The following is a 4,419-nucleotide window of genomic DNA, read 5'->3' as shown; positions in this document are numbered from 1 at the left end:
TACATTGTGTCCGTAATAGTTTACATGTTACGCTTTATCTATCAACAATCATGTCTTATCAGGAGAAAAAAAACATCGTCAATATAGTCAGTAGTGTAGTGATTACGGCCGTATACTTTTGGTTTGTATTTCGGTCACACCCTGAGGTTGGTTTGGCAACTGATGCACTTTTAGTATTCTGGGCCAAAACAATGTTATGGCTGATACCAGTGGCCATCGTTTCTAAAATCGTAATTCATATTGCTTTCGCCATTTTAAATGCCATAGCTACCAGAGAGCACCCACCTAAAACCGATGAGCGAGATCGCTTAATAGAACTTAAAGCTACACGTATAACTTACTTTACGTTCTCTCTCGGTTTTCTTATCTCCATGATTGCGATTGCCAGTGGCTTTTCTGTAAATGTCATGTTCGTGATACTGGTTGTTTCCGGTACATTGTCAGAGGTGTTTGAAAATCTTTCTCAGCTTTATTTTTATAGAAGAGGTATATGAGTAAAGCAACACGTATTACGAATAATATAAGAACACTCAGGTTTCTGAAAGAAGAAATGACACAGCAGCAATTGGCCGATGAGGTAGGTGTGAGCAGACAAACTATTGTAGCTATCGAAAAGGAAAAATACTCACCTTCTCTTGAGCTTGCATTTAAAATAGCTCAGGTCTTTGATAAGCCATTGGAGCAGGTCTTTACATATGAAAACAGTTAAATGACATAGCAATCCGAAAACTCAAAATAGGTCACAATGAAAGTATTAGTATTTAGAACCAATATCAAAGGGGTGGATGTAATTAAGATAAAGCCTTTGTTAGACGCCCACATGTCAATACATAAATGGTCTATAGACATAGCCGATATCGATAATGTGCTTAGAGTAGAAACTCAATATCTCAATGAAATTGATATTATTGATATGATAAGAAAAGCAGGTTTTGAGTGTGAAACGCTACCTGATGAAATGTCTGTGTTATGAATTTCGGTAGTAAGCGTAGGTTGCGTATTATCAGAGATTATTGTATCGGCTGGATTCTCGCCTTTGTATTCTTATCAATAGTAAGAGGCTCTGGCACGATAGAAGAGGGCTCAGTGCAATTTGAGTTTTGGAGCACTATGCTTGTCTCATTGATATTTGGCGTTATTTTCGGAAGTATATCAGGGTATGCTCAAATAATAACCGAAGAGCGGGCTTACAAGCGGGTTTCTATACAAAAGTTGTTAATGTTCAGGTTTTTATATGCCTTAGCATTTCTATTCGTCCTTATTGTAGTCTCTTATTATATGGTATCTATCTTTTTTGATGTAGATGTCTCATTCAGCCAATTCGTTTTTGAGCCCGGAAGCTTCGCCATTTATTTCTACATACTCGTGGTAGATTTTTTTATGGTGGTGTTGAGACAAATAAACCTGTTGTTAGGAGATAGTAATTTATGGAAATTGCTCAGAGGTAAGTTTTACGACCCGCATGAAGAGGAGCGTATTTTTATGTTTCTCGATTTGCAGTCTTCTACCAACCTGGCTGAGAAATTAGGACACATCAAGTACAGCATGTTTATACAAGATTGTTTTAATGACCTGGGTGTGGTTGCTGAAAATGAAGCGGAAATCTACCAATATGTTGGTGATGAAGTAATTCTAACCTGGCAGCTGAAGGATGGCATTAAAAACAATAATTGTATCAAGGCTTATTTTAACTTCAAAAAGCAACTTGAAAACAAGAGCGTATACTACAAAATGACATATGACAGTCTACCATTTTTTAAAGCTGGCATGAATGCCGGACTAGTGACTGTGACAGAGGTAGGTAAATACAAAAAAGAAATAGCATATCACGGAGATGCCATAAATACCGCTGCTCGCATACAAGGCAAATGCAACAGCTTGAAGCAGGAGTTTCTCATCTCTGCAATCCTGCGAGAGAAGTTAACTTCTGACCCTTCCTTCACATACAAAGACCTGGGTGATATCGACTTACGTGGCAAAAAAGAGGACGTCACGGTTTTCGGGGTTTCTAAAGTAGCTTAAACAGCTTTTTATTCATTTCTAACAAATACATTCTTTCTCAAACTATTGAGTAGTGGTGGAGTTTATAGTATAAGTGCTATAAGTTTTTATAAAACCAACTAAACAATAATTTAAAATGAGTAAAGAAAACGAACGTAGCGGTTTTGATACCATCAATCCGGCTACAGAAGAAACAATAGCTCACTATGAGCACATGACAGAGGAAGAAGCCGTGACGGCAGTTGAGAAATGTCATAAAGCCTATTTATCCTGGCGATTAAAACCACTGGAAGAGAGAGCAAAAATCATTAAAGCGATAGGTGAGGAGCTGCAGAAAAACAAAAAAGAGCTTGCCGAGCTTATGACCAGGGAGATGGGTAAGGTATTAGCTCAGGGAGCCCCTGAAATCGACTTATGCAGTGGTATATGTGAATACACTGCTGAGCAAGGGCTTGAGGCCTTGTTAGATGAGGAGCGCGAGCTTCCTAATGGAGGTAAGGGAATTATTACATACTCGCCTATTGGTGTAGTATATGGTATCCAACCCTGGAATTTTCCTACATACCAGGTGGTGCGCTACAGCATTGCTAATTTAATGGCTGGAAACGGAGTTTTACTGAAGCATGCTGAAATTGTGACAGGCTCAGCCATGATGCTGAAGAAGATATATGAAGCTGCAGGCTTACCTGAAGATTTATTTACAGTTTTAGTCATTGATCACGATGTTTCTGATAAAGTGATTGAACACAAACTTGTGAGAGGCGTAACACTCACAGGTAGTGCTGAAGCCGGGAAGATAATAGGTAAAAAAGCAGGGGAAGCCCTGAAAAAAACGGTATTGGAACTGGGTAGCAATGATGCATATCTTGTACTTGAGGATGCTGACATTGAGTTAGCCGTAGCTAAAAGTGTTGAGGGTAGAATTGTAAACAACGGAGAAACTTGTGTAGCCGCCAAACGATTTGTTGTGGTCGACAAGGTATACGATCAGTTTAGAAAAGCTTTTGTTGAGAAAATGAAAGCTGTAAAATTTGGTGATCCAACAGCAGAGGATACAGATTTAGGACCGATGGCACGTAAAGACCTGCAGGAGAAGCTTCATGAGCAGTTGAGAGAAAGCGTGAAAAACGGAGCTGAAGTATTGATAGGAGGTGAGATGCCTAAGGGTAAAGGATTTTTCTATCCAGCCACTGTATTAGATAATGTAAAACCTGGGCAACCGGCTTATGACGATGAATTATTTGGCCCTGTGGCTTCACTCATAAGAGCCAAAGATGATGATGATGCTATGCATATAGCCAATGATAGTCGCTTTGGACTTGGTGGTGGTATTTTTTCCAAAAACGAGAAAAAAGCTGTAGAATTGGCTCAGAAATATTTCGACACCGGGATGGTATTTGTCAACTCATTTGGACTGGCACAACCCAATATGCCATTTGGAGGAGTAAAAGATTCCGGATTTGGAAGAGAACATGGCAATTTTGGTGTACGCGAGTTTGTAAATGCCAAAGCTGTAATGGTTCTAAACGATAATTAATGATAACTGGAATAGGGACTGGTTATCTAAAGGGTGGCTTATTAAGCCACCCTATTTTTTTTAAGCAGCTTTTGGCGGAGTAAATCGTTGTGTCTTTTTGGTGTCTAATAACTTTATCCAGCGTTTAGCCAGCGCGATATGAAACCCTAAATCTAAAGGCTCATCTTCGTGAATGTCATATAGTACAATTCGATCAATTTTTAGCGGCTGGGTCCACCGCATTTCTATTACTGCCAGTTTTTTATTGGTAATTAGTTCTACCTCACTTACATCTTTTAAATCAAAATCATAGTGCAAATACGATTCTCCTTTCTTTATGGTAAACAAAAGCACTTTCTTAATCGCATCGTAGCCCATGGCTCGATTGTTCCAGGTCTCTTGTTCTGAAAGGGATAGATTGAGTTCAAATGCCCGATCTTTTAGTGCGGTTAAAAGTTGTATAGGTAAGCTTTTGCTTCTATGGATTAGATAAACTATTGGGCCTACAATTGCCGCGATAAATAGTACACTTACAATTATGTCTGATGTATTCATAGTTCATTATTGTTTGAACTATTAGACGATAATTATTGCATGAGTCACCAATTTGGTGAACAAATATTTATACAGAAACAGGCTCTTTTTCTACAACGGGAGAGTCGACAGGCCAGGTCACTCCGGGAGGCAAGTCTAATGTTGGTTCGGTAAATTCTTCAATACCGCCATCTTCATCATTGTTGTTATTGTCTTTTTTCTTTTGTGTGCGCCAAAGCAGGATCCCCAGGATGATGAGATTGGCAATCACCACAAGCAAGTATAGAAATTGTAGGTAGGTCATTGTTGAAAGTACTTATTGCATATATCTGTAGAACAATAATTTAATACCAAAGTTTCTTAAATAC

At 38.8% G+C, this 4,419-nt stretch carries 7 protein-coding genes; 5 read left to right on the top strand and 2 right to left on the bottom strand.

The features are described 5' to 3' along the window. The 5 genes from E1176_RS05315 to E1176_RS05295 all read left to right on the top strand — a co-directional run. Positions 1-494, top strand: a 494-nt coding sequence (locus E1176_RS05315; protein WP_222933089.1) for a hypothetical protein, incomplete at its 5' end; no start/stop codon positions are given. Beyond that, positions 491-709: a helix-turn-helix transcriptional regulator gene (locus E1176_RS05310; RefSeq protein WP_155209530.1), complete on the top strand. Its 219-nt coding sequence runs from the start codon at positions 491-493 to the stop codon at positions 707-709. The genes E1176_RS05315 and E1176_RS05310, both read left to right, overlap by 4 nt. Before the next feature lie 36 nt (positions 710-745). After that, positions 746-973, top strand: coding sequence for a hypothetical protein (locus tag E1176_RS05305; RefSeq protein WP_155209529.1), 228 nt, complete (start codon positions 746-748; stop codon positions 971-973). Continuing rightward, positions 970-2,022 (top strand): adenylate/guanylate cyclase domain-containing protein, encoded by a 1,053-nt coding sequence (locus tag E1176_RS05300; RefSeq protein WP_155209528.1) that lies wholly within the window; start codon positions 970-972, stop codon positions 2,020-2,022. The genes E1176_RS05305 and E1176_RS05300 overlap by 4 nt, the downstream gene beginning before the upstream one ends. A 115-nt stretch (positions 2,023-2,137) precedes the next feature. Beyond that, the gene (locus tag E1176_RS05295) at positions 2,138-3,538 is read left to right on the top strand and encodes an NAD-dependent succinate-semialdehyde dehydrogenase (RefSeq protein WP_155209527.1); all 1,401 of its coding nucleotides are present in this window, start codon (positions 2,138-2,140) and stop codon (positions 3,536-3,538) included. 60 nt (positions 3,539-3,598) lie between these two features. On the opposite strand, the gene E1176_RS05290 is transcribed toward E1176_RS05295, so the two are convergent. After that, entirely contained in the window at positions 3,599-4,072 is a 474-nt protein-coding gene (locus E1176_RS05290; protein WP_155209526.1) for a hypothetical protein, read from the bottom strand. Between the two features lie 67 nt (positions 4,073-4,139). Beyond that, positions 4,140-4,355: a hypothetical protein gene (locus E1176_RS05285; RefSeq protein WP_155209525.1), complete on the bottom strand. Its 216-nt coding sequence runs from the start codon at positions 4,353-4,355 to the stop codon at positions 4,140-4,142. Positions 4,356-4,419: the final 64 nt, after the last annotated feature.

It is taken from the genome of Fulvivirga aurantia (assembly GCF_009711475.1).
Lineage (GTDB): Bacteria > Bacteroidota > Bacteroidia > Cytophagales > Cyclobacteriaceae > Fulvivirga > Fulvivirga aurantia.
This window is presented reverse-complemented; position numbering and strand designations above follow the sequence as displayed.

Bases quoted from the DNA above. Each gene is read 5' to 3' on its own strand.
- E1176_RS05310 (WP_155209530.1), top strand. From the start codon at position 491: ATGAGTAAAGCAACACGTATTACGAATAATATAAGAACACTCAGGTTT.
- E1176_RS05305 (WP_155209529.1), top strand. From the start codon at position 746: ATGAAAGTATTAGTATTTAGAACCAATATCAAAGGGGTGGATGTAATT.
- E1176_RS05300 (WP_155209528.1), top strand. From the start codon at position 970: ATGAATTTCGGTAGTAAGCGTAGGTTGCGTATTATCAGAGATTATTGT.
- E1176_RS05295 (WP_155209527.1), top strand. From the start codon at position 2,138: ATGAGTAAAGAAAACGAACGTAGCGGTTTTGATACCATCAATCCGGCT.
- E1176_RS05290 (WP_155209526.1), bottom strand. From the start codon at position 4,072: ATGAATACATCAGACATAATTGTAAGTGTACTATTTATCGCGGCAATT.
- E1176_RS05285 (WP_155209525.1), bottom strand. From the start codon at position 4,355: ATGACCTACCTACAATTTCTATACTTGCTTGTGGTGATTGCCAATCTC.